This is a genomic window from Streptomyces sp. NPDC051136, assembly GCF_044455745.1.
In the GTDB taxonomy this organism is placed as follows: Bacteria; Actinomycetota; Actinomycetes; order Streptomycetales; family Streptomycetaceae; genus Streptomyces.
This window is the reverse complement of record NZ_JBITFE010000003.1, coordinates 637,264-655,672: the sequence shown is the minus strand read 5'-3', so window position 1 is coordinate 655,672 and position 18,409 is coordinate 637,264. Positions and strand designations below refer to the sequence as shown.

At 73.2% G+C, this 18,409-nt stretch carries 23 protein-coding genes and 1 tRNA gene; 18 read left to right on the top strand and 6 right to left on the bottom strand.

The annotated features are described in order from the left end of the window. Nucleotides 1-361: 361 nt before the first annotated feature. The 3 genes from ACIBCJ_RS12235 to ACIBCJ_RS12225 are packed head-to-tail and all read right to left on the bottom strand — an operon-like array spanning nucleotide 362 to nucleotide 3,547. Nucleotides 362-853, bottom strand: coding sequence for a cupin domain-containing protein (locus ACIBCJ_RS12235; RefSeq protein WP_365979566.1), 492 nt, complete (start codon nucleotides 851-853; stop codon nucleotides 362-364). Continuing rightward, nucleotides 850-1,470: a GNAT family N-acetyltransferase gene (locus ACIBCJ_RS12230; RefSeq protein ID WP_365979565.1), complete on the bottom strand. Its 621-nt coding sequence runs from the start codon at nucleotides 1,468-1,470 to the stop codon at nucleotides 850-852. Before ACIBCJ_RS12230 ends, ACIBCJ_RS12235 begins: the two co-directional genes overlap by 4 nt. Continuing rightward, the gene (locus tag ACIBCJ_RS12225) at nucleotides 1,463-3,547 is read right to left on the bottom strand and encodes a penicillin acylase family protein (RefSeq protein WP_365979564.1); all 2,085 of its coding nucleotides are present in this window, start codon (nucleotides 3,545-3,547) and stop codon (nucleotides 1,463-1,465) included. Before ACIBCJ_RS12225 ends, ACIBCJ_RS12230 begins: the two co-directional genes overlap by 8 nt. Nucleotides 3,548-3,627: 80 nt before the next feature. Between ACIBCJ_RS12225 and ACIBCJ_RS12220 the strand changes: the two genes are divergently transcribed. The 7 genes from ACIBCJ_RS12220 to ACIBCJ_RS12190 all read left to right on the top strand — a co-directional run bounded on the left by ACIBCJ_RS12220 (nucleotide 3,628) and on the right by ACIBCJ_RS12190 (nucleotide 7,603). After that, complete coding sequence (locus tag ACIBCJ_RS12220) at nucleotides 3,628-4,353, top strand: siderophore-interacting protein (protein WP_362513766.1); 726 nt, start codon at nucleotides 3,628-3,630, stop codon at nucleotides 4,351-4,353. A gap of 25 nt (nucleotides 4,354-4,378) precedes the next feature. Further along, nucleotides 4,379-4,981 (top strand): HhH-GPD-type base excision DNA repair protein, encoded by a 603-nt coding sequence (locus ACIBCJ_RS12215; protein WP_362099947.1) that lies wholly within the window; start codon nucleotides 4,379-4,381, stop codon nucleotides 4,979-4,981. Between the two features lie 62 nt (nucleotides 4,982-5,043). Next, the gene (locus tag ACIBCJ_RS12210) at nucleotides 5,044-5,727 is read left to right on the top strand and encodes a DUF308 domain-containing protein (RefSeq protein WP_362099950.1); all 684 of its coding nucleotides are present in this window, start codon (nucleotides 5,044-5,046) and stop codon (nucleotides 5,725-5,727) included. Nucleotides 5,728-5,817: 90 nt separating this feature from the next. Further along, the gene (locus ACIBCJ_RS12205) at nucleotides 5,818-6,153 is read left to right on the top strand and encodes a hypothetical protein (protein ID WP_365979563.1); all 336 of its coding nucleotides are present in this window, start codon (nucleotides 5,818-5,820) and stop codon (nucleotides 6,151-6,153) included. A 77-nt stretch (nucleotides 6,154-6,230) separates the two neighbouring features. Then, a complete protein-coding gene (locus ACIBCJ_RS12200) occupies nucleotides 6,231-6,365 on the top strand; it encodes a hypothetical protein (protein ID WP_362099956.1) in 135 nt (44 codons plus the stop codon). A 178-nt stretch (nucleotides 6,366-6,543) separates the two neighbouring features. Beyond that, nucleotides 6,544-6,840, top strand: coding sequence for a type II toxin-antitoxin system VapB family antitoxin (locus tag ACIBCJ_RS12195; protein WP_003999914.1), 297 nt, complete (start codon nucleotides 6,544-6,546; stop codon nucleotides 6,838-6,840). A 148-nt stretch (nucleotides 6,841-6,988) separates the two neighbouring features. Then, complete coding sequence (locus ACIBCJ_RS12190; protein WP_362100450.1) at nucleotides 6,989-7,603, top strand: LytR C-terminal domain-containing protein; 615 nt, start codon at nucleotides 6,989-6,991, stop codon at nucleotides 7,601-7,603. Nucleotides 7,604-7,631: 28 nt separating this feature from the next. On the opposite strand, the gene upp is transcribed toward ACIBCJ_RS12190, so the two are convergent. After that, a complete protein-coding gene (gene upp / locus ACIBCJ_RS12185) occupies nucleotides 7,632-8,267 on the bottom strand; it encodes a uracil phosphoribosyltransferase (RefSeq protein ID WP_133889897.1) in 636 nt (211 codons plus the stop codon). A gap of 216 nt (nucleotides 8,268-8,483) precedes the next feature. On the opposite strand from upp, the gene ACIBCJ_RS12180 reads away from it, so the two are divergent. The 8 genes from ACIBCJ_RS12180 to ACIBCJ_RS12145 all read left to right on the top strand — a co-directional run bounded on the left by ACIBCJ_RS12180 (nucleotide 8,484) and on the right by ACIBCJ_RS12145 (nucleotide 13,167). Continuing rightward, complete coding sequence (locus tag ACIBCJ_RS12180; RefSeq protein WP_362099961.1) at nucleotides 8,484-8,678, top strand: hypothetical protein; 195 nt, start codon at nucleotides 8,484-8,486, stop codon at nucleotides 8,676-8,678. 343 nt (nucleotides 8,679-9,021) lie between these two features. Further along, nucleotides 9,022-9,576, top strand: coding sequence for a hypothetical protein (locus tag ACIBCJ_RS12175; RefSeq protein ID WP_362099963.1), 555 nt, complete (start codon nucleotides 9,022-9,024; stop codon nucleotides 9,574-9,576). A 68-nt stretch (nucleotides 9,577-9,644) separates the two neighbouring features. Continuing rightward, complete coding sequence (gene tadA / locus ACIBCJ_RS12170) at nucleotides 9,645-10,076, top strand: tRNA adenosine(34) deaminase TadA (RefSeq protein ID WP_362513780.1); 432 nt, start codon at nucleotides 9,645-9,647, stop codon at nucleotides 10,074-10,076. A 158-nt stretch (nucleotides 10,077-10,234) separates the two neighbouring features. Then, nucleotides 10,235-10,319: transfer RNA gene (locus ACIBCJ_RS12165), tRNA-Ser, on the top strand. An 89-nt stretch (nucleotides 10,320-10,408) separates the two neighbouring features. Further along, nucleotides 10,409-10,585 (top strand): hypothetical protein, encoded by a 177-nt coding sequence (locus ACIBCJ_RS12160; protein WP_052836888.1) that lies wholly within the window; start codon nucleotides 10,409-10,411, stop codon nucleotides 10,583-10,585. Then, nucleotides 10,585-10,878 (top strand): Dabb family protein, encoded by a 294-nt coding sequence (locus ACIBCJ_RS12155; protein WP_365979562.1) that lies wholly within the window; start codon nucleotides 10,585-10,587, stop codon nucleotides 10,876-10,878. The genes ACIBCJ_RS12160 and ACIBCJ_RS12155 overlap by 1 nt, the downstream gene beginning before the upstream one ends. A gap of 192 nt (nucleotides 10,879-11,070) precedes the next feature. Further along, nucleotides 11,071-11,910: an RNA polymerase sigma factor SigF gene (locus ACIBCJ_RS12150; RefSeq protein WP_362100016.1), complete on the top strand. Its 840-nt coding sequence runs from the start codon at nucleotides 11,071-11,073 to the stop codon at nucleotides 11,908-11,910. Nucleotides 11,911-12,201: 291 nt separating this feature from the next. Beyond that, on the top strand, nucleotides 12,202-13,167 hold the full coding sequence (locus ACIBCJ_RS12145) for an RNA polymerase sigma factor SigF (protein ID WP_362100018.1): 966 nt from the start codon (nucleotides 12,202-12,204) through the stop codon (nucleotides 13,165-13,167). Between the two features lie 115 nt (nucleotides 13,168-13,282). On the opposite strand, the gene ACIBCJ_RS12140 is transcribed toward ACIBCJ_RS12145, so the two are convergent. Beyond that, a complete protein-coding gene (locus ACIBCJ_RS12140; RefSeq protein ID WP_052836884.1) occupies nucleotides 13,283-13,480 on the bottom strand; it encodes a hypothetical protein in 198 nt (65 codons plus the stop codon). Between the two features lie 205 nt (nucleotides 13,481-13,685). On the opposite strand from ACIBCJ_RS12140, the gene ACIBCJ_RS12135 reads away from it, so the two are divergent. The 3 genes from ACIBCJ_RS12135 (at nucleotide 13,686) to ACIBCJ_RS12125 (ending at nucleotide 17,705) form a co-directional block, all read left to right on the top strand. Next, nucleotides 13,686-14,189 carry a MarR family transcriptional regulator gene (locus ACIBCJ_RS12135; RefSeq protein WP_362510692.1) on the top strand — a complete coding sequence of 168 codons (504 nt, stop codon included), beginning with the start codon at nucleotides 13,686-13,688 and terminating at the stop codon, nucleotides 14,187-14,189. A gap of 9 nt (nucleotides 14,190-14,198) precedes the next feature. Next, a complete protein-coding gene (locus ACIBCJ_RS12130) occupies nucleotides 14,199-16,775 on the top strand; it encodes an MFS transporter (RefSeq protein ID WP_365979561.1) in 2,577 nt (858 codons plus the stop codon). Between the two features lie 108 nt (nucleotides 16,776-16,883). Next, complete coding sequence (locus tag ACIBCJ_RS12125; RefSeq protein WP_365979560.1) at nucleotides 16,884-17,705, top strand: YceI family protein; 822 nt, start codon at nucleotides 16,884-16,886, stop codon at nucleotides 17,703-17,705. Here ACIBCJ_RS12125 and ACIBCJ_RS12120 read toward each other — a convergent pair. After that, on the bottom strand, nucleotides 17,688-18,398 hold the full coding sequence (locus ACIBCJ_RS12120; RefSeq protein WP_365979559.1) for a GAF and ANTAR domain-containing protein: 711 nt from the start codon (nucleotides 18,396-18,398) through the stop codon (nucleotides 17,688-17,690). The two genes, ACIBCJ_RS12125 and ACIBCJ_RS12120, sit on opposite strands and share 18 nt — an antisense overlap. Nucleotides 18,399-18,409: the final 11 nt, after the last annotated feature.

The following is an 18,409-nucleotide window of genomic DNA, read 5'->3' as shown; positions in this document are numbered from 1 at the left end:
GGTCCTCCGGACTCCCTCATGGCTCGTCGTCCGGACGCCCGAGGGACCGGTCCGCACCCGCCCGGGACCCGTCGCCGGGCTTCCCGCGGGCCGGGGCGTCCGGATGTCCGCCCGCGTCCCCGTCGGGCCCGCCGCCGTTCGCGGTCCCGTCCGTCGTCGCTCCTTCGTCCCCGGCCTCCAGCGCGCGCACCGCCGCCACACCTCACGTCGCATCTCCGTCGTCGGGACCCACTGCCTCGCCGATACGTACGGACGCGGAGGCCGCCCCGCTCAGCCGCGTGCCGGGCGGCTCCTCATCAGGACGGGCGGAAGCCGGCGCGGTTCACCGTGCGGCCACCCCCCGGGCCCGCCTGACCCGGGGTCAAGGGCGGCACAGGGACACGATCCGGGCCGCCTCGGCCGGGTAGCGGGCCGTGAGGTCGGCGGCGTCGCCGTGCTCGTAGTCCCCGTAGGTGAATCCGGGGGCCATCGTGCAGCCGAACAGCGACCAGGCGCCGCCCGTGCGGACCCGGCCGCCCATCCAGGTGCCGGCGGGCACGGTGAACTGCACGTGCTGCCCGCCCAGGACGTCCGGGCCGAGGACGGCCGTGCGCACGCCGCCGTCCGGGGCGAGGAGCAGCAGTTCGAGCGGGTCGCCGAGGTAGAAGTGCCAGACCTCGTCGGTGGGCAGCCGGTGCAGCGCCGAGTAGTCGCCCGGGCGGGCGGTGAGCAGCGCGAGGATGGCCGTCCCGGCGGGGCGGCCGTCCGGGCGGCCGGGTCCGGCCCAGGTGCGCCGGAACAGTCCGCCCTCACGGGGGATCGGCTCCAGACCGTAGTGCGCGATCAGGTCTTCGGCGGTCGGCGCGGACGTCACCCGGGGAACGCTACCTCCCGGCGGAGGAACGCGAGTTGCGCCTTCTTCTCGGGCAGGTACACGTCCGGCAGGTCGACCTCGGGCAGGACGACCGCGGGACCGGCGGTGAAGCCCTGCTTGAGGAAGCGGGCGACGGCCTTCTCGTTGGCCACGTCCGGGTCGACCACGATCCGCGTCCGGTCCAGGCCCAGCAGGACGTACGCCATGAGGGCTCCCGAGAGGGCGGCGGTCCAGCCCGGACGCGCGCCCTCGGCTCCGGCGGGGGCGAGGAGCAGGTGGACGCCGATGTCGCCCGGCTGGGCGGCGTAGCACTCGCCCACCCGGTCGGCCGCGGGGTCGTAGGTCTGGAGCAGGGCGACCGGTTCGCCGTCCTTGACGACCAGGAAGGCGTGGTGGGTGTCGAGGGTGTCCATGTGCGCGTAGACGTCCGCGACCTGGTCGGCCGTCAGGCCGTTCATGCCCCAGAACGCGGCCCGCTCCTCGCTCACCCAGCCGTGCACCACCGCGGTGTCGGCGGCCGGGTCCAGGGGGAGGATGCGGACGGTTCCGAAACCGCCCAGGCGCTGCTCGTGGACGGCGGTCCGGTCGGCGTACCGGACGGGGTGCGGGTCAGTCATCGGATTCCTTCGTGAGCCGGGCGAAGTCGGTGATCACCGGGGCGAGTTCCCCGGCGAGCCACAGGGGCTGCTGGTCGCGGTGGTGGGGCGCGCCGGGGACGCCGGAGGCTCCGTGCGGCACCACCCAGCGGCTGTCGGCGCGGTCGGCCAGGTCCCAGACGTACCGGGCGGCCGGGCCGCGCGCGGCGCGGTCGGTGAGGCCGGGCACCGGCGAGGTGCACAGCACGCAGTCGTGGTCGCCGGAGAGGCCCGGGTCGTCCGCCGGGGCGGCGGCGTCCGGCAGCGCCCGCCAGGGGGCCAGGCGGTGGGTGTCGCCCCAGGTGCCGGCGGGCGGGTCCGCCGCGACCTCCTCCAGCGCCGCGCGCACGGCCGCGGCGCGGTCGATGCCGTACAGGTCGTCCGCGCGCAGGAGGTGTTCCAGGGCGTACGCGACGCGCGGCACCAGGGCGAGCCACGGTTGCAGCACCGCGGGGTACGCGGGCGGCACGGAGGCGGGCGCGAGGACCGGGTGGGCCGCGAGGGCGCGGACCACCGCCGTGCGCACGGCCGCGTAGGCGGCCGCCCCGGTGCTGCCGGCGTCCATGCGGCGGTCCCAGGCGAGGAGGCGGTCGCGGAGGGCGGCGGCCGCCGGGGTGAGGCCGGTCAGGGCGGCGAGGTGGTCCAGGAGCGGTGCCGCCGAGCCCAGCAGGGTGTCCGTGTGGATCGCGGGCAGGTCGGCCGCGGACCAGCGCTCCCGGGTCGCGAGCAGGGCCGCGATGCGGTCGGCGCGGTGCGGCGGCGCGAACTCGACGCCGAGCGGGGCGGCCGGGCCGCGCTGGTTGGCCATCACGGCGACGCCGTCGGTGAGTCCGGCGCGGGGCGGGGTGTGCCAGCCGGTCCACTCGTGGCCGGGCTCCCAGGCCGGCACGGGGCACCGCCGGTTGGCGTCCGGCCGTACCGGCACGCGGCCCGCGACCCGGTGCAGCAGGCCGCCCTCGGTGTCGGCGGCCTGCACCACGTTGACCGGCTCGGCCCACGCGTCCAGGGCGCGGTCCACGTCGGCGACGCTGCGGGCCCGCAGCAGCGGCAGCAGGGCGCCGAAGCCGAGGTCGGCGGTGACGCGGGGCGGGTAGCGCAGGCTGAGGGCGCCCGGGGTGCCGTCGTCGAGGCCCTCGGGGCCACCGGCGATCACCGGGCCGCGGGCGGTCTCGATGATCTCGACCTCGACGCTCTCCTCCCCGGCGACGTCGACGCGTTCCGTGTGCCGGACGGCACGGTGCCAGGCGCCGTCCGGACCGAGTGCCTCGACTCCGGCGCCGGTGCGGCGCAGGCGCTCCCGGTACAGGTCCTGGTAGTCGGCCATGGCGTTGGTGATGGCCCAGGCGACCGTGCCGGTGTGGCCGAAGTGGGCGATGCCGGGAACACCGGGCACGGCGAGGCCGACGACGTCGAACTCCGGGCAGGACAGGTGGATCTGCTGGTAGACGCCGGGGTCCTCGATCCAGCGGTGCGGGTCGCCCGCGATGAGCGCGTGCCCGGTGGTGGTCCGTCCGCCGCTCACCAGCCAGCCGTTGCTGCCCGCGGTGCCGGGGCCGTCGGTGGCGAACAGGGGGGCGGCCGCCGGGCCGAGGTGCGCGGTGATGTGCTCGCGCCAGAGCTTGGCGGGGAAGCCGGCGAAGAGGATGTGCGTGGCGAGCCACACGCCGAGCGGGGTCCAGGGCTCCCAGCGGCCGGGGGCGAGGCCGGTACGGGCGAACTCCGGCGCGGGCCGGCCTCCCGGGGGTTCGGCGAGCCCCTCGTTCACACCGTCGACGTACGCCTGCACCCAGGCCGCCGTCTCCGGGTCCTTCCGCTCCAGGGCGGTGAAGCAGCGGCGCGCGGTGTCCGCGAGCCGGGCGCGGCGGGCGAGGCGGTCCCAGGACAGGGCCTCGGGTCCCAGGAAGGACGCGGAGGTGCCCTGGGCGCGGTGCCGCTCGACCTCCAGTTGCCAGGCGCGGTCCCGGGCGGTCACCCGGCCCTGGGCGCGGGCGAGTTCCGCCGCGCCGTCCGCGCGCAGGTGCGGTATTCCCCAGGCGTCGCGGTACGTCTCGGCGCTCACCCTGTGCCCCTACCTTCCTTTAGGTTAGGCTCACCTAAGTTTTTGTCGTGGACGAATAGTACGTGAAAGGTGAAGGAACCATGGGGCAGGGGCGGGGCTGGGAGGGCGCGGTCCTCAAGCTGATGCGCGCGAAGGACTTCGCGTTCACCGTGACGGACACCGAGGACGTGACCCCGCACTACCGGCGGCTGCGGCTGACCGACGGCGGCATGCTGGCGGCGACCGGGGTGCACCCCACGATGTGGGTGCGGCTGTGGTTCGACAACGCGGGCAGGCCGCACCAGCGCGGGTACACGCTGGTCGACCCGGACCCGGTGGCCGGCACCTTCGCCCTGGAGTTCGCCCTGCACGAGGGGTGCGCGAGCGACTGGGCGCGGGCGGCGAAGCCGGGCGACACGATCGAGGCGACCGTCCAGGGCACCGGCTTCGAGGAGCCGCAGCCCCTCCCGTCGCGGGTCTTCGCGGTCGCCGACCCGGCCTCCCTGCCCGCCCTCAACTCCCTCCTGGACGCGCTGGGCCCCGTGCCCGCGACCGTCTGGTTCGAGGGCGACCCGGCCGACGGCCTGCCCTTGCGCACCGTCCCCGGGCGGCACGAGGTCCGCGCGGTGCCCCGCCGGGACGCGGGGGCGCTGCTGGCGGCGCGGGTGAAGGAGGAGCTGCCGGAGCTGCTGCGGGCCGCCTCCGAGCCGTACGTCTGGATCGCCTGCGACACGGCGACCACGCGGACGCTGGCCTCGTACGCCCGCAAGGAGCTGGGCGTACCGAAGCAGCGGGTGAACGCGCTGGGGTACTGGCGCGCGACCTGAGCTCCGACACGCGATCATCGTGACCATGGACGTCACACTTCACCTCGCCCAGGACCCCGAGGCCGACGAACTCCTCGGGCGCAGTCCGCTCGCCGCGCTGGTCGGCATGCTGCTCGACCAGCAAGTGCCCATGGAGTGGGCGTTCAAGGGACCGTCGACCATCGCCCGGCGGATGGGCGCGGAGGACCTGGACGCGCACGACATCGCGGCCCACGACCCCGAGGCGTTCGCCGCGCTGCTCTCCGAGAAGCCGGCCGTGCACCGCTATCCCGGTTCGATGGCGGGGCGGGTGCAGCAGCTGTGCCGGTACCTGGTCGAGACGTACGACGGTGACGCCGAGGGCGTGTGGCGCGGGGTGTCCACCGGCAAGGAGCTGCTGAAGCGGCTCCAGGAACTGCCGGGCTTCGGCAAGCAGAAGGCCCAGATCTTCCTCGCGCTGCTCGGCAAGCAGCTCGGCGTCCGTCCCGAGGGGTGGCGCGAGGCCGCGGGGGCGTACGGGGAGCCCGACTCCTTCCGGTCGGTCGCGGACATCAGGGGGCCGGAGTCGCTGACCAAGGTGCGGGCGCACAAACAGGAGATGAAGGCGGCGGCCAAGGCGGCCAAGGCCGCGAAGACCTCCGGCACGTAGCACGTCAGCCCCGTGGACCCGCTCCGGTGGCGCGGGCGCCGGCGCCGCTCGCAGCATGGGGCATGACCGAACCACCGAGCCGCTCCCCCGGCGGGACGCCGTACGACGATCGCGGGGTGCACTCCCGGCACGGGACCCGCGATCCGGGCGCCGGACGGCAGGAGCACGAGCCCGAGCCCGCCTTCGAGGGCCCCCTGCACGCCCTGTCCCGCGCCGCCTGGCAGACGGTGCTGTTCACCGGTGCCGCCTCGCTGGTGCTGGGCGTGCTCGTCCTGGTCTGGCCGGAGGCCTCGCTGCGCGCGGCCGGCGTGCTCTTCGGCCTCTACCTCGTCATCAGCGGCGTTCTGCAACTGGCCGCCGCCTTCGGCACGCACCGCAGGACCTCGCTGCGGGTGCTGGCCTTCATCAGCGGCGCCGTGTCGATCCTGCTGGGCCTGTTCTGCTTCCGCGGCCTCCTCCAGTCGGTGCTGCTGCTCGCGCTGTGGATCGGCATCGGCTGGCTGTTCCGCGGCGTCACGCAGATCGTGGCCGCCGCGCACGACCCGGCGATGCCCGCGCGCGGCTGGCACGTCGTCCTCGGCGTCGTCACCGTCGTCGCCGGCATCGTCCTGATCGACTCGCCGGTCGAGTCGGCCACCGTCCTGATGCTGGTCGGCGGCTGGTGGCTGGTCGTCGTCGGCGTCGTCGAGATCGTCACCGCCGTACGGCTGCGCGGGCTCGCCGGCCGGACGCCCCGCACCCTGTGACCGGCGCCCGCCCACCGCTCCGTACGCCGAGCGGGCGGTTCTCGTCCCCGGTGCGGTGGCCGGTGCACGCCGGGCGGGGACACGACTGAGGTGAGACCCGCACCGCACGCCGTCACCGCCGTCCGCGCCCGGGGCGCGTGTCTGCGGGCCCTGGTGCTGCTGCTCGTCCTGGTCGTGCCGTGCGCGCCGGTGGCGGAGCGGGCGGTGCCGGTCGCGGCGGTGGCCGGCGCGGGCGGCGCGGCGGGGGAGTACGACCACCTCGACACCGCCCTGCGCGCTCCGGTCCGAGGCGTCCGGCGGGCGGCCGTGATCCGGCCCCTCCCGCCCTCCTTCGGGACCGACCACCGGTTCCTCCCACGCCCCGACGCTCCTGCCGAGCGGGCCGCCCTCTCCCGCGGCCCGCGCTCCGTGGTCCTGCGCTGCTGACCGGTCCCGGCCGGCCCGCCCGCCGGTCCGCCGCGAACAGGAACGGACACCCGGAGCACCAGGAACGAGGAACCCCCATGCCCAACGACCCCTACGCCGTCCTGCGCGCCCTCCTGCGCGCCGAGGCCGCCCGCCGCGCTCCCAAACCCGGCACCGCGCCGCGGGCGCCCGGCGAACAGCGGCTCCCGTCGCGGGAATCGGGGCGCGGCTGACACCCACCCGTCCAGGGGCGGCGGAGGCAGGACACGCACCGCCTCCGCCGCCGGAGGCCTCGACGACGCCGGCCTCCCGGGCCGGTTGGCACATTGGTCCCGTTTACGGCGTCTTTTCCGGCGCCGCACTCCGGCGCCATGGCTGCGCCCGCATCGTCCGGGCCGGTAGGCTTTCCGTGTGATCTTCAAGCGCATCGGAAACGGCCGGCCGTACCCCGACCACGGCCGGGAAAGCACCCGGCAGTGGGCGGACGTCGCTCCGCGCCCGGTCCGCCTCGATCAGCTCGTGACGACCAAGGGCCAGCTCGACCTGGAAACCCTTCTGGCCGAGGACTCCACCTTCTACGGCGACCTCTTCGCGCACGTCGTGAAGTGGCAGGGGGACCTGTACCTGGAGGACGGCCTGCACCGGGCGGTGCGGGCCGCGCTGCAGCAGCGTCAGGTGCTGCACGCCCGCGTCCTCGAACTCGACTGACCGGGCTCTCGCGGCCTTCCGGCGAGGCCGCGCTTGACCCTTTCGGGTTGCCTTGCCACCGAACTGCGGAACGTCGACTGATCATCTAATAGGCATCGCCGCTCCCGCGCATTACGCTGCGCCCATGAGCATGCTGACTCCTCCCGGCATGGGTGGCCAGTACAAGATCACGGGGGACAAGTACCCGCGGATGCGCCCGGCCCGCCGACGCGGCCGTCTCGCCTTCGTGGGCGTCGCCTGCGTCACCGTCCTCGGGGTGCTCGGCTGGGGGACGCTGCAGCTCATCGACGTCTTCACCGGCGGCGACAAGGCCTCGGCGGCCGGCGCCGCGGGCTGTGTCACCACGGCGCGGGCGAGCGCCTCGCCGGCCGCCGCGGTGCTGCCGGCCCCCGGTCAGATCACCGTCAACGTGCTCAACGCGACCACCCGCAGCGGTCTGGCGCAGAAGACCGCCGACGAGCTGAAGAAGCGCGGCTTCCGCGTGGGCGAGGTGAGCAACGCGCCCAAGGAGTACGACAAGAAGGTCGACGGCACGGGCCTCCTGCTCGGCCCGGACGCCGCCCTGAAGAGTTCGCTGACCGTGCTCGGCACCCAGCTGTCCGGCGCCGAGCGCCGCACCGACGCGGCCCGCAAGGGTGCCGCCGTCGACCTGATCATCGGCAACGGCTTCAAGGGGCTGGCGAAGAAGGCGGACGCCGACACGGCGCTGGCCGAGCTGACCGCGCCGCGGCCGGCGCCCGCCGCGAAGAAGAAGAGCTGCTGAGCAGCGGCCCCGGGTCCGGCCCGGGGTCCTACTCGGCCGCTCCGTACATCCGGTCGCCCGCGTCGCCGAGACCCGGCACGATGTAGCCCTGCTCGTTGAGACGCTCGTCGACCGAGGCCGTCACGACCGTCACCGGGGTGCCGGCCAGCTCGCGCTCCATCACCTCGACGCCCTCGGGGGCGGCCAGCAGCACCACGGCCGTGACGTCGTCGGCGCCGCGCCTGATCAGCTCCTGGATGGCGGCGACCAGCGTGCCGCCGGTGGCCAGCATCGGGTCCAGGACGTACACCTGGCGCCCCGAGAGGTCGTCCGGCATGCGGGTGGCGTAGGTGGAGGCCTGCAGCGTCTCCTCGTTGCGCACCATGCCGAGGAAGCCCACCTCGGCGGTCGGCAGCAGCCGGACCATGCCGTCGAGCATGCCGAGACCGGCGCGCAGGATCGGCACCACCAGCGGGCGCGGGTGGGACAGCTTGACGCCGGTGGTCTGCGTGACCGGCGTCTGGATGTCGACCTGTTCGGTGCGCACGTCGCGCGTGGCCTCGTAGGCGAGCAGGGTGACCAGCTCGTCGGCGAGACGGCGGAAGGTCGCGGAGTCGGTGCGCTGGTCGCGCAGCGTGGTGAGCTTGTGGGCGACCAGGGGGTGGTCGACGACGTGGAGACGCATGTCCCCCACAGTAACCGGGCCCCGTGGGGGCGGCGTCCCCGCGGCGGGCAAGGCCCCGGACCCGGCTCCACTCGTTCGCGGGCGTCAAACCGCCCGAGTGGGGGAAGGCGGGAGGGACGGACGCTGGGTGGTGAGACTGTGCCTGACCGGGACTTCCACGACACACGGTCCTCCGGGACGGACCGGAGGACGGGACGCGGGGCCGAACCGAGTGCGGTGCCGGAGCGCGGGCCGGACCGCGGCACGCCGCGCGAGCGCGAGCTGGAACGCGAGGCGGAACGGCGTCGGCGCCGGGCCCAGTTCCTGCGCGACCTGGCGGAGGCCCGCCAGCTGCGCGACCGCGTGCAGCCGCGCCGCGCCAAGACCGCCCGGCTGCGGCACGCGATGCGCATGCGCACCTTCCGCTGGTAGCCGCGGCTCTCTTTCCCCGGCACCGCCGAGAACTTCGTGCGCCGGGCGGGGAAGATCGTGCGCCGCGCCGATGTTGGTGGTGACGGACGTACCCGGGGACCGCGAGAATCCGCGTACGATCCGCACGTGGTGGCGACGAGGGCGCTGCTGGGCGGCTGTCCGGGTGCGCACCATCCGGGAAGCCGGTCAAAACAGCCGGACACAGGGCGCCGAAGACGTCCCCTGAGTGCCTTGTTTCTGCCACGATTCCGAGTGGGTGGGGCTCGGAGCACCGCTCCCCCGCCCGTAGCCTCCGCCGGGGGGATCCCCAACCGGCACGCCTAGGACCAGTGGGAGAGTCACGGTGTACTTCGCCGCACTGCTCGCGCGCACCGAAGACGGGTGGGAAGCGAGCGACACAGAGCTCGACGATGTGGAAACCCTGTCGGATCTTGCCGACCTGGCCCGGGAGGCCTCTCCCGACGAGGACACGGTGCTCGTGCTGATCGAGCAGGAGGACGCGTGGTTCGGAGTCGTCCGGGTGGACGGCGAGGAGGACCCCCGTATCTACGTCTCGGACGCGGCCGCGGCCGCCCGCAGCAGCTACGGCGAGATCCTGCTCACCGACGAGCTGCTCGGCCGGGAACCCGGTGAGGACGGCGACGACCTCGACGCCCTCGACCTCGACGGCACGGAGGACGGCGAGTCCGACGACGACGAGGACGACGGCGACGGTGGCAGCGACGGCTCCGCGGCCGCCGGTTCGGGTGAGGCCGTGCCGCACGGGCCGGTCGGCGACGCGGAGGTCCTGGAGGACCTCGGCGTGAGCGAGAAGGAGCTGCGCTCGATGTCCGGGGACGCGGTCGGGGAGATCGCCGAGGCGCTCGGGGCCTCGGACGTCCTGGAGACCGTCCGCTGACCGCGCCGGCCGAGGAGGACCCCGAGGACACCCCGCCCGACCCGGTGCGCGACCCGTGGCGGGCCGCGATGCGGCTCGCCCTGGCCGAGGCCGGGCGGGCCGCCGAGGGCGGGGACGTACCGGTCGGCGCCGTCGTCCTGGCGCCGGACGGCCGGACCGTGCTCTCCGCGGGGTACAACGAGCGGGAGGCCACCGGCGACCCGACGGCCCACGCGGAGGTCCTCGCCGTCCGGCGGGCCGCCGCGGTCCTGGGCGAGTGGCGGCTGACCGGCTGCACGCTCGTCGTCACCCTGGAGCCCTGCACGATGTGCGCGGGCGCGCTCGTGCAGTCCCGGGTGGACCGGGTGGTCTACGGCGCCCGCGACGACAAGGCGGGCGCGGCCGGCTCCCTGTGGGACCTGGTCCGCGACCGTCGGCTCAACCACCGTCCCGAGGTGATCGAGGGCGTGCTCGCGGACGACTGCGCCCACCTGCTCACGGACTTCTTCCGCGACCGCTGACCCGGGCCGCACGAGGGTGCGGGCCGCCGTCCGGACCGGGCCCGGACGAGTGCCCGGACGAGTGCCCGGCCGGGTGTCCCGACGAGTGCCCGGACGGGTGTCCGTCGGGCGCAATACCGATTTCGGAGCAGGCCGCCCCGTGCTGTAAGGTCTCTCTCGGTAGCGTGTCCGAGCGGCCGAAGGAGCTCGCCTCGAAAGCGAGTGTGGCGCAAGTCACCGAGGGTTCAAATCCCTCCGCTACCGCTCTTGAAGGGCCCCGTCGAAAGACGGGGCCCTTCGTGCGATCATGAGCGACCGACAGGCATGGGTCGAAAGGGACAGGGGAGGCCGCGGTGGCGGTGAACTCGAAGAAGATCGCCGTCTATGTGCTCGTGGTCTTCGTGCTGTACGTGATCATCACTGATCCGGCCAAGGCAGCCGACTACGTGCAGATAGGTTTCCAGGGCATATCCGACGCGGCGGGCGCCGTGGGCGACTTCATGACCTGGGCCGCCAACGGAGGAGAGTGATGATCCGCCATCTCGTGCTGTTCAAGCTGAACGACGGCGTCGAGCGCGACGACCCGCGCGTCGTGGAGGGCGTCGAGGCCTTCCGGGCGCTCGGCGGCCAGATCGAGGACCTCCGCTTCTGGGAGTGCGCCTGGAACGTCAGCGACCGGCCCATCGCCTACGACTTCGCCATCAACTCGGCCGTGGACGACGCCGACGCCCTGAAGCGCTACCTCGAACACCCGGCGCACCAGGCGGGCGTCGCGCTGTGGCGCGAGTTCGCCACCTGGGTGATCGCCGACTACGAGTTCTAGTACGACCGCAGGCCCCCACGGCGCTCCGGACCGTGCCCCGGCCCCGCACCTGCTCGGTGCGGGGCCGTTCCGCGTTCACTCAACACGACGTTATGCGGTGCTTGCACACAGTGGACATGTCTTGTGATGCTATGACCGCTTTTGACGGATGAGTTGACGGAGAAGTTGACAGATCACGAGGTGGAGTTGACCGTGCCGGCCAGTACTGCGCCTCAAGCACCGCCCGCACCGCCCGCCCAGGCCCAGGAGGCACCCGCGCCGCAGCGCAGCCGGGGCGCCGACACCCGGGCCCTGACCCAGGTGCTCTTCGGCGAACTGAAGGACCTCACCCCGGGCACGCCGGAGCACGACCGGGTGCGCGCCGCGCTCATCGAGGCCAACCTCCCGCTGGTGCGCTACGCCGCGGCCCGGTTCCGCTCCCGCAACGAGCCGATGGAGGACGTCGTCCAGGTCGGCACCATCGGGCTCATCAACGCCATCGACCGCTTCGACCCGGAGCGGGGAGTGCAGTTCCCGACGTTCGCCATGCCCACGGTGGTCGGGGAGATCAAGCGGTACTTCCGCGACAACGTCCGCACGGTGCACGTGCCGCGCCGGCTGCACGAACTGTGGGTGCAGGTCAACAGCGCCACCGAGGACCTGACCACCGCCTTCGGGCGCTCCCCGACGACCGCCGAGATCGCCGAGCGGCTGCGCATCAGCGAGGAGGAGGTGCTGTCCTGCATCGAGGCGGGGCGGTCCTACCACGCCACCTCGCTGGAGGCCGCCCAGGAGGGCGACGGGCTGCCCGGGCTGCTCGACCGGCTCGGCTACGAGGACCCGGCCCTCGACGGGGTCGAGCACCGCGACCTGGTGCGTCACCTGCTCGTCCAACTCCCCGAGCGGGAGCAGCGGATCCTGCTGCTGCGCTACTACAGCAACCTGACCCAGTCGCAGATCAGCGCGGAACTCGGCGTCTCGCAGATGCACGTCTCGCGGCTGCTGGCCCGTAGTTTCCAGCGGTTGAGGTCCGCGAACCGGATCGACGCGTAAGCTCGACAGGGAGCCGCGCAGGGTCGAAAGCGCGAGCGAGAGGTCACCGGCAAGAGCGAATCGCTCACCAGGGCCGTTGCGGGCGGAATCGGGCTGAAAGCCCGTCAGACCCCCTGTTTCCAGGGGGTATTCGCATCTCGGATGTCGACATGTCACTACAGCGCGTTGCCGACATGTGACATTCTGCCGGAGACGCGTTTGCCGGAGCTTCGGCTCCGGTATTCAGGTGAAGGCTGCGTTCCCGGCGTGGGAGCGTGTGCCGCGACCGTCCCGCGACCCAAAGGGGGTGGCATGTCCGCAGAACAGGGCAGCTCGAAGGTGCTCGCGCTCGCGGAGAGCGAGACCGCGCCCGACTCGATCGAGGCGCTGGCCGCCGTCGAGCCCGTCGGACCCATCGACTCCGTCGGCCCGGTCGGCCCGGTCGAGGACCCCCGGGCCGGCGACGCCGTGCCGGACCTCGATGCCGTGCCGGCCCAGGCCCTCCCCGCCACGGAGGCCATCGACACCCGCACCCTGTCCCGCTCCCTGTTCCTGCGGCTCGCCGCGCTCGGCGAGGACAGCCCCGAGCGCGCCTACGTCCGGGACACCCTGATCGAGCTCAACCTCCCGCTGGTGCGCTACGCCGCCGCGCGCTTCCGCTCGCGCAACGAGCCGATGGAGGACATCGTCCAGGTCGGCACCATCGGCCTGATCAAGGCCATCGACCGCTTCGACTGCGAGCGGGGGGTCGAGTTCCCGACGTTCGCCATGCCGACCGTCGTGGGCGAGATCAAGCGGTTCTTCCGGGACACCTCGTGGTCGGTGCGCGTCCCGCGCCGCCTGCAGGAGCTGCGCCTGGCGCTGACCAAAGCAAGCGACGAGCTGTCCCAGAAGCTGGACCGCTCCCCGACGGTCGGCGAGCTGGCCGCCGTGCTCGGCGTCTCCGAGGAGGACGTCGTCGACGGCCTCGCGGTGGGCAACGCGTACACCGCCTCCTCGCTGGACTCCCCGGCCCCGGAGGACGACGGCGGCGAGGGCTCGCTGGCGGACCGCCTGGGCTACGAGGACACCGCGCTCGAGGGCGTGGAGTACCGCGAGTCCCTCAAGCCGCTGCTGGCCAAGCTGCCGCCCCGGGAGCGGCGGATCATCATGCTGCGCTTCTTCGCCAACATGACCCAGTCGCAGATCGGCGAGGAGGTCGGCATCTCGCAGATGCACGTCTCGCGGCTGCTCACCCGCACCCTGTCGCAGCTGCGCGAGGGGCTCATCTCCGACTGAGCCCGCGGCCCGCGGCGGCCGACGGGACAGCGCGGCGACCGCCGCGGCACCTCGGGGGTGCCGCGGCGGTCGCCTTCGTACGTCCCGGTACCGGCCCCGGGGGCCGGGTGCCGTTCTAGCCGAGCGCCAGCCAGGCCACGGCCGCGACGACGATCACGGCGGCCACGATGCCGACGATCAGGCCGACGCGGGGCCCGGAGGAGGCGGCCGGGGCCGCCTGCCGGCTCTGCGGGGCGTCGTCGACGAACGCGCGGAACATCTGGGTGCTGCCTGCGGGGTCGTTATTGCCCTGGGGGCCCTGGGTGTTAGCCATGGGCCGAGACACTAGCGAATCCGCGGGTGCGGCCCAAGTGCGGGGCCACCGAGTGCTCTTGACCCGGTCCACCCCTTATCACCTGCGCATTTACTTTCGCAATACTTGCCTTTGCCAACTTTTTATGCCGCATGGACCCTTTTTGTTTGCCTGTAGCAACCAACTGATCCTATGGTTGCCCTAAGCAACGAATCGGGAGGTGCGCATGGCCGGGAAGGCGCAGTACGAGGAGCTGATCCGCCAGTTCAGCGCCTTCGGCGCCGTGAAGCGGGAGATGGGACGGCTGCTGCCGTCCGACTGCCCCGGCGGGTCCGTCGCCGTACTGACTCTGCTCGGCCGCCACGGGGACATGCGCATGAGCAAGCTCGCGGAGCTGCTCGCGGTGGACATGTCGGTGACCAGCCGCCACGTGGCCCACGCCGCGGAGCGCGGCTGGATCGAACGTTTCCCCGACCCCGCGGACAAGCGCTCGCGCATCCTGCGCCTGACCCCCGTCGGGCAGGACCAGCTCGACGAGATCGCCGAGCGGTCCACCCAGCTGCTCTCGCACCGCCTGAGCGACTGGTCCGACGACGAGGTCGGGCAGCTCTCCCGGCTCATGGCCCGCCTCAGGGCCAGCTTCGACGACTGCCGGGCCCCCGCGGCCCGGCCTCCCGCACTGTCCGGGGACGAACAGTCCACCCGTACACCCGCGATCACCATCAAGTAAAGGAAGTCCATGGCAACGACCACACCAGCCGGTGTGCGGGCTCATGCCAAGCACGGGGGAGGCTCCACCGGAGACGCTCCGATGACGCACCGGCAGATCATGGAGGCATTGTCCGGGCTGCTGCTCGGCATGTTCTGCGCGATCCTGTCCTCGACCATCGTCACCAACGCCCTGCCCGAGATCATCGGGGACCTCGGTGGCGGCCAGAGCGCCTACACCTGGGTCGTCACCGCCTCGCTGCTGACGATGACCGCGTCCACCCCGCTGTGGGGCAAGCTCGCGGACCTCTTCAGCAAGAAGGCCCTGGTCCAGATAGCCCTGATCGTCTACGTCGTCGGTTCCGTCGTGGCCGGCCTGGCGCAGAACCCCGCGATGCTGATCACCGCGCGGGCCATCCAGGGCCTGGGCGCCGGCGGTCTGTCCGCCCTGGCCCAGATCATCATGGCCGCGATGATCTCCCCGCGTGAGCGCGGGCGCTACTCCGGCTACCTCGGAGCGACCTTCGCCGTCGCCACCGTCGGCGGCCCGCTGCTCGGCGGCGTGATCACCGACACCAGCTGGCTCGGCTGGCGCTGGTGCCTCTACGTCGGCGTGCCCTTCGCGATCCTCGCGCTGATCGTGCTCCAGAAGACCCTGCACCTGCCGGTGCTGAAGCGGAAGGTCAAGGTCGACTGGGCCGGCGCCTTCTTCGTCACCGCGGCCGTCTGCCTGCTGCTCGTCTGGGTCACCTTCGCGGACGACAAGTACGACTGGATGTCCTGGCAGACCGGCGTCATGGTCGGCGGCGCGATCGTGCTGACGCTGCTCTTCCTGCTCGTCGAGTCCAAGGCCAGCGAGCCGATCATCCCGCTGCGCCTGTTCAGGAACCGCACCATCACCCTGGCCTCGCTGGCCTCGCTGTTCGTCGGTATCGCGATGTTCGCGGGCACCGTCTACTTCAGCCAGTACTTCCAGCTGGCCCGGGACAAGTCCCCGACCATGTCGGGCGTCATGACCATCCCGATGATCGGCGGTCTGTTCGTCTCGTCCACGGTCTCCGGTCAGATCATCACCAAGACCGGCAAGTGGAAGGGCTGGCTGCTGGCCGGCGGTGTGCTGCTGACGGCGGGCCTCGGCCTGCTCGGCACCATGCGTTACGACACCCCCTACTGGCACATCGCGATCTTCATGGCGCTGATGGGCCTCGGCGTCGGCATGATGATGCAGAACCTGGTGCTCTGCACGCAGAACCAGGTGGCCCCGAGCGACCTGGGTGCGGCGTCCTCCACGGTCACCTTCTTCCGGTCCCTCGGTGGCGCGGTGGGCGTCTCGGTGCTCGGCTCCGTGATGTCGACCCGGATCAGCCACTACGCCTCGGACACCATCGGCCAGCTCAGCCCGCAGGAGCAGGCGGCGGCGGCCAAGGCCGCCGGCGGCAGCTCGATCCCCGACATGGACCTGCTGCCCCCCGGCATCCGTGAGTGGCTGGAGAGCGCCTACGGGCACGGCATCGCCGACATCTTCCTGATCGTCGCCCCGATCGCCCTGCTCGCCTTCCTGGTGACGCTGTTCATCAAGGAGGTCCCGCTGCGCACCAAGGGCGCCCTCGCCCAGGCGTCGGAGTCCTCGGCCGAGGTCGCCCCGCCGGTGGCGGGCACCCCCGCGGAGGCCGTCCTCGTCGCCGACGAGCCGGTTCCGGCCGGTGCCGTGGCCACCGCGTCGGCAACGCCCTCGGGTGCCCCGGCCTCGGTCGTCTCGGACACCTCGGCCTCCCCGGCCGCCACGCAGCGGCCGGCCGCCGTCGCCACGACGGCCGGCTCCGGTGAGCCGCAGGCCCCCGTGTCCGGCGGCATCGCGGTCCGCGGTTTCGTCCGCGGCGCCGAGTCCGCCCCGGTCCCGCAGGCAGCCGTCACGCTGATCTCGCTGGCCGGCCGCCAGCTCGGCCGGTCCGTCGCCCAGGCCGACGGCTCCTACGCCGTCGACGCGCCGAGCGCCGGATCGTACGTGCTGATCGCCTCCGCCGACGGTTTCCAGCCGCAGGCGTCGACGATCGTCGTCAACGACGAGCCGGTCGCCTACGACATCCTGCTCAGCGGCACCAGCGGGCTCACCGGCCTGGTGCGGGCCGTGGAGAGCGGGCTGCCGGTCAAGGACGCCATGGTGATCGTCACCGACGTGCGCGGTGACCTGCTGGCCAGCGCCGCCACCGGTGAGCAGGGCGAGTTCGCCTTCACCGAGCTGGTGCCGGGCACGGTGACCGTCGCGGTGAACGCCGCCGGCTACCGGCCGCGCGCGCTGCCGCTGGAGGTCGGCGGCACGGGCGTCACCCGGGTCGAGGTCGACCTCCAGGCCGGTGCCCAGGTCCAGGGCGTCGTGCGGGCCCCGCACGGTCCGCTGGCCGACGCCCGCGTCACCCTGGTCGACGCGGCGGGCAACGTGGTCGGCACGGCCACCACCGGCACGGACGGGGCGTACGCCTTCACCGACCTGGACGCCGGTGAGTACACCGTCATCGCGACCGGCTACCCGCCGGTCGCCACCGCCCTGACGGTCGCCGGCTCCGGTGCCGACGGCCACGACATCGAGCTCGCCCACCCCGGCGAGTAGCAGGGCCCCGGCCCGTGGTGGCGTGCGCGCTCTGAGCGGAGGTGCGCCCGCCCCCACGGGCCGGTTTCTTTACGACCACTTTCTGAGCCTTTGCAGGGAGAAAACGGGATGGGACTGACCGCGAGGATCCGAACGCGGGACGGATGGGCCGTGTCGCACGCGGTCGTCACGGTGACCGACATGACCGGCGTCCAGGTACTGCGCGCCGAGGCGGACACCGAGGGCGCCGTGCGGGACACCACCCCGCTCACGCCCGGGGCGTACACCGTCATCGTCACCGCGGTCGGCTACGCGCCCGCCGCCTCCAGCGCGATCGTCACCGCGAGCGGCCGGGCTGAGGTCGGCACGGTGACGCTGGCCCGCCAGGGCGGCACCGAACTGCCGCCGCCGGGACCGTGGACGGTCGACCCGGCGCACTCCGCCGTCTCCGCCGTCGCCCAGCACCTCGGCATCTCCAGCGTGCGGGGCCGTTTCACCGACTTCGCCGCCCTCGTCGAGATCGCGCCGGACGACGTCGCCAAGTCCCGGGTGGAGGCGGTGATCCGGGCGGCCTCCATCGACACGGGCAACGGCATGCGCGACACCCACCTGCGCTCGGCGGACTTCCTGGACGTCGAGCGGTTCCCGGAGATCACCTACCGCTCCACCGGGGTGAGCGAGGCCGGCCCCGACCGCTGGACCGTCCACGGCGAACTGGGTCTGCACGGGGTCGTCCGCGAGGTCGACCTGGACCTGGCCTACCTCGGCACCGGCGCCGACCCCTGGGGCGGCACCCGGGCGGCCTTCCGCGCGACGGCGGAGCTGCACCGCGAGGACTTCGCCATGAACTACAACCAGGTCGTCCAGGCGGGCATCGCCGCCATCGGCACGACGCTCAGGGTCGAGCTGGACATCCAGGCGGTCCAGGGGGAGTCACTTCCGGCCGTGTGAGGCAGCGTCGGACGCCCGGGCCACCACCTGGGCGCACAGGTCCCGGAGCTTGACGTTCCGGTCCTGTGAGATGCGGCGCAGCCGCTCCATGGCCCGGTGGGCGTCGATGCGCTCCCGGGCCATGAGCATGCCGATCGCCTGGTCTATGACGCTGCGGGAGAGCAGGGCGGTGCGCACGTCGGGCGCCGAGGCCTGCCGCCGCTCGATGCGCAGGGCCTCGTCGACCGCGTCCGAGACCCGCTCGGCGAAGGTGCGGGCCTCCTCCCGTCCGCGGGCCAGGGAGTCCGGCTCGACGCCGTACAGGTTGAGCGCGGCGCCCGTCGCACCCTCCACGGTCAGCGGCAGCGCCAGCACACAGCGCACGCCGGTGGCCAGCGCGTACTCCGTGTAGGCGGGCCAGCGGGTCTCGGCGGCCAGGTCGGGGGAGTACATGGCGCTGCCCGTCTCGGCGGCGTCCACGCAGGGCCCCGATCCGTTCTCGTACTGGCGCAGGTCCAGGCCGCTGGGCAGGCCGGTGCTGCCCGCCAGGGTCATCAGCCGACCGGCGCGGCGCACCGTGACCGAGCAGGCGTCCGCACCGGGCACCTGCTGGACCGCCCGGTCGGTCAGGTCGCGCAGCAGGGTGTCCAGGCCCTGGGTGCGCGCGATGGCGTGATCCAGCGTCTCCGTGCCCGTGTCCGTGGTCTGCGTCATGACCGTACGGA

Bases quoted from the DNA above. Each gene is read 5' to 3' on its own strand.
- ACIBCJ_RS12210 (WP_362099950.1), top strand. From the start codon at position 5,044: ATGACCGAACCACCGAGCCGCTCCCCCGGCGGGACGCCGTACGACGAT.
- ACIBCJ_RS12190 (WP_362100450.1), top strand. From the start codon at position 6,989: ATGGGTGGCCAGTACAAGATCACGGGGGACAAGTACCCGCGGATGCGC.
- ACIBCJ_RS12155 (WP_365979562.1), top strand. From the start codon at position 10,585: ATGATCCGCCATCTCGTGCTGTTCAAGCTGAACGACGGCGTCGAGCGC.
- ACIBCJ_RS12120 (WP_365979559.1), bottom strand. From the start codon at position 18,398: ATGACGCAGACCACGGACACGGGCACGGAGACGCTGGATCACGCCATC.
- ACIBCJ_RS12145 (WP_362100018.1), top strand. From the start codon at position 12,202: ATGTCCGCAGAACAGGGCAGCTCGAAGGTGCTCGCGCTCGCGGAGAGC.
- ACIBCJ_RS12140 (WP_052836884.1), bottom strand. From the start codon at position 13,480: ATGGCTAACACCCAGGGCCCCCAGGGCAATAACGACCCCGCAGGCAGC.
- upp (WP_133889897.1), bottom strand. From the start codon at position 8,267: ATGCGTCTCCACGTCGTCGACCACCCCCTGGTCGCCCACAAGCTCACC.
- ACIBCJ_RS12200 (WP_362099956.1), top strand. From the start codon at position 6,231: ATGCCCAACGACCCCTACGCCGTCCTGCGCGCCCTCCTGCGCGCCGAG.
- tadA (WP_362513780.1), top strand. From the start codon at position 9,645: ATGCGGCTCGCCCTGGCCGAGGCCGGGCGGGCCGCCGAGGGCGGGGAC.
- ACIBCJ_RS12135 (WP_362510692.1), top strand. From the start codon at position 13,686: ATGGCCGGGAAGGCGCAGTACGAGGAGCTGATCCGCCAGTTCAGCGCC.
- ACIBCJ_RS12230 (WP_365979565.1), bottom strand. From the start codon at position 1,470: ATGACTGACCCGCACCCCGTCCGGTACGCCGACCGGACCGCCGTCCAC.
- ACIBCJ_RS12215 (WP_362099947.1), top strand. From the start codon at position 4,379: ATGGACGTCACACTTCACCTCGCCCAGGACCCCGAGGCCGACGAACTC.
- ACIBCJ_RS12125 (WP_365979560.1), top strand. From the start codon at position 16,884: ATGGGACTGACCGCGAGGATCCGAACGCGGGACGGATGGGCCGTGTCG.
- ACIBCJ_RS12220 (WP_362513766.1), top strand. From the start codon at position 3,628: ATGGGGCAGGGGCGGGGCTGGGAGGGCGCGGTCCTCAAGCTGATGCGC.
- ACIBCJ_RS12130 (WP_365979561.1), top strand. From the start codon at position 14,199: ATGGCAACGACCACACCAGCCGGTGTGCGGGCTCATGCCAAGCACGGG.